Origin of the sequence: Burkholderia sp. DN3021, from assembly GCF_049805555.1 — a bacterium.
In the GTDB taxonomy this organism is placed as follows: Bacteria; Pseudomonadota; Gammaproteobacteria; order Burkholderiales; family Burkholderiaceae; genus Burkholderia; species Burkholderia pyrrocinia_C.
Genome location: NZ_JBNCAB010000205.1, coordinates 1 through 2,132, shown reverse-complemented (window position 1 = coordinate 2,132; position 2,132 = coordinate 1). Strand labels below are relative to the sequence as shown.

Here is a 2,132-nt window from a genome sequence, read left to right as displayed (position 1 = left end):
ATCCCGGTGACTGAAAGCACACCGGCTCCTCAAGCGCTGGCCGCCTGATCATGCCGCCCGACCCGCGTACACCAGACTTGACGATTGCTCTCGTAGCGCGCGCACGCAACTCGCGCAGCAGCGCCGGCGCGGCGATGATCTCGGGTGCTGCAGCAGCCATGCGATCGAGGATGTACGCCTCGAACGCTCCGAGCTTGGTTGGCCTCGGTTCACGCGGCTTGTAGCGCGGCACTTCCTCGGCCGACAGGTACCGTGCCACCGTGTTGCGAGAAATGCCCAGGCGCCGCGCGATCTCGCGCTCCGATACGCCTTGGGCTTTGAGCACATGGATTTGCATCCACTGTTCCTTCTGGAGCATCGCCAGCCTTTGCGCGCAAAAGGCTGACTGTACTGAAAGGTGGCTCAGATTTACTTCGCGCGAAGTGGCTCATTATTACTTTGCGCCCAACAACCCTGTCGAACAAAGCCTGTTGGGGACGATTTGTGCAAGTTTCGGACGCGCACCCCGGCTAAGCTGGGATGCCCCTTAAGTTCCAGGGCGGATGGTTTTTATCATGGTTGTCTCGGCCATTTGGCCAAGACTGGAGTATTTGGAATGTCTATTGTTTTGTCATCCTATTCGTCCGCTCCTGGGGTGCGTTCCTCGGAGCAAGCGGAGCTGACGGCCAATATTGAGGCTAGGAAACCGGGCTCGCCTCTGGGGCTGGCTCTCAAGTCTTGCGGCAGTGCTGCCGTAGCGCTGCCGGCAACTGCGGTGCCTGAAGAAAGCGCCAGCAAGAGTTGGAGGGGCTGGCGCGAGCGGTCCTGCTCCGAGTTTGGCCAGTTGCTGGCTGCGGTGGAGGGCGAGCAACTGTCCCCCGAAGGGCGGCGGAGGTTGGAACGCTGCCTAGCTTTTGTTGAGCTATCGTTGGAAGTGGTGTACGCGGCGTAGGGAGGAGGCAGGAGAAGGCGGTGGCGATTGAAGGAGAATGTTGCTTCTCACGGTAACACTTCCTCAATCGAACTCCACCACCATGGCGAAACATACGCAGGATACGAGCGGCAGTCAAACGGCAGAAGCAAACATCAAGGGTACGGCCGGCCTGGACGATCTGATCCAGCAAGGGGCGCGGCGGATCATCCAGCAGGCAATCGAGGCGGAACTGGCGGCAATGCTCGAGCAGTATTCGAATGTGAAGACGATCGATGGACGGCGGGCGCTCGTGCGCAACGGCTACCTGCCAGAGCGCGAAATCGTCACCGCTGTGGTCGCTTGAGCAGCAGCCAGAAGCCGTTGCCGCCCCAGCCGAGAATCTTGATGCGATCGCGACGACGGTTGCCGAAGACGAACAGCGCCGAGGTCATCGGGTTCAGGCGCATCGCCTGTTCGACCAGTATCGACAGCCCGTTGATGCCCATGCGGAAGTCCACCGGATCGCGATGCAGATAAACCTTCAGCTCTTCGTCGAACCGGAACACGGCAGCCTCCCGAGCATCTGGATTACCGTGGCCAGCTCATCGACGCTCGCCTCGCCAAGATCGAATTCGACACCATTCGACAGGCGCACATGTAACGACAGCGCCATCAACGTAAGCCCCCGGCGAAGTCATCTTGACGGGACCGATCGCCGAGATGGTCAAGCGTCGGTTGGCGTCCAGCGATGGGGCAGCAGCTGCGTGATGTCGGCAGCACGGTGGGTCGGCAACCGGGTCAACACGTCTTTCAGGTAAGCTAACGGATCGTGTCCGTTCAGTTGCGCGGAGCGGATCAACGTCATGATCGCGGCTGCACGCTTTCCCGCGCGCAGTGACCCGGCGAACAACCAGTTCGACCTGCCGATGGCCCATGGACGGACTTGGTTTTCCACCCAGTTGTTGTCCGCAGGCAGATGCCCGTCGTCCAGATAGCGCGTGAGCGCCTCCCAGCGTTTCAGGCTGTAATCGAGCGCCTTGGCAATCGCCGAGCCCTCGGGGACACGTTGTCGCTGCTCGAGCAGCCAGGTGTGGAGTGTGTCCGCGATCGGTCGAGCACGCTCCTGACGCACGATGCGTCTTCCGTCGGGTTCAAGTTCCACTACGTCACGTTCCACTTCGTACAGCGCGCCGAAGTACCGCAGCGCCTGCCCGGCGAGTGCACTTTGGTGCTTAATGTG

Annotated in this window: 3 protein-coding genes and 2 pseudogenes; 1 reads left to right on the top strand and 4 read right to left on the bottom strand. The window is 60.9% G+C overall.

Annotated features, from left to right (window positions below; genetic code table 11):
• The coding region (locus ACPUER_RS36430; protein ID WP_425133540.1) for a helix-turn-helix domain-containing protein at positions 1-358 on the bottom strand (358 nt) is incomplete at its 3' end.
• Positions 359-1,013: 655 nt separating this feature from the next.
• Here ACPUER_RS36430 and ACPUER_RS36425 point away from each other — a divergent pair.
• Positions 1,014-1,247 (top strand): annotated as a pseudogene (locus tag ACPUER_RS36425) (IS256 family transposase); the annotation flags it as partial.
• Here ACPUER_RS36425 and tnpB read toward each other — a convergent pair.
• The 3 genes and pseudogenes from tnpB to ACPUER_RS36410 form a co-directional block, all read right to left on the bottom strand.
• Positions 1,237-1,398 (bottom strand): IS66 family insertion sequence element accessory protein TnpB, encoded by a 162-nt coding sequence (gene tnpB / locus ACPUER_RS36420; protein WP_425133541.1) that lies wholly within the window; start codon positions 1,396-1,398, stop codon positions 1,237-1,239. The pseudogene ACPUER_RS36425 and the gene tnpB overlap by 11 nt on opposite strands.
• Positions 1,399-1,433: 35 nt before the next feature.
• A pseudogene (locus ACPUER_RS36415) lies at positions 1,434-1,571 on the bottom strand (IS66 family insertion sequence element accessory protein TnpB); the annotation flags it as partial.
• Between the two features lie 45 nt (positions 1,572-1,616).
• Positions 1,617-2,132 (bottom strand): IS66 family transposase (locus tag ACPUER_RS36410; protein ID WP_425133539.1); only part of this gene is annotated, 516 nt, incomplete at its 5' end.

Coding starts and splice junctions, on each gene's coding strand:
- tnpB (WP_425133541.1), bottom strand. CDS start 1,398: ATGGGCATCAACGGGCTGTCGATACTGGTCGAACAGGCGATGCGCCTG.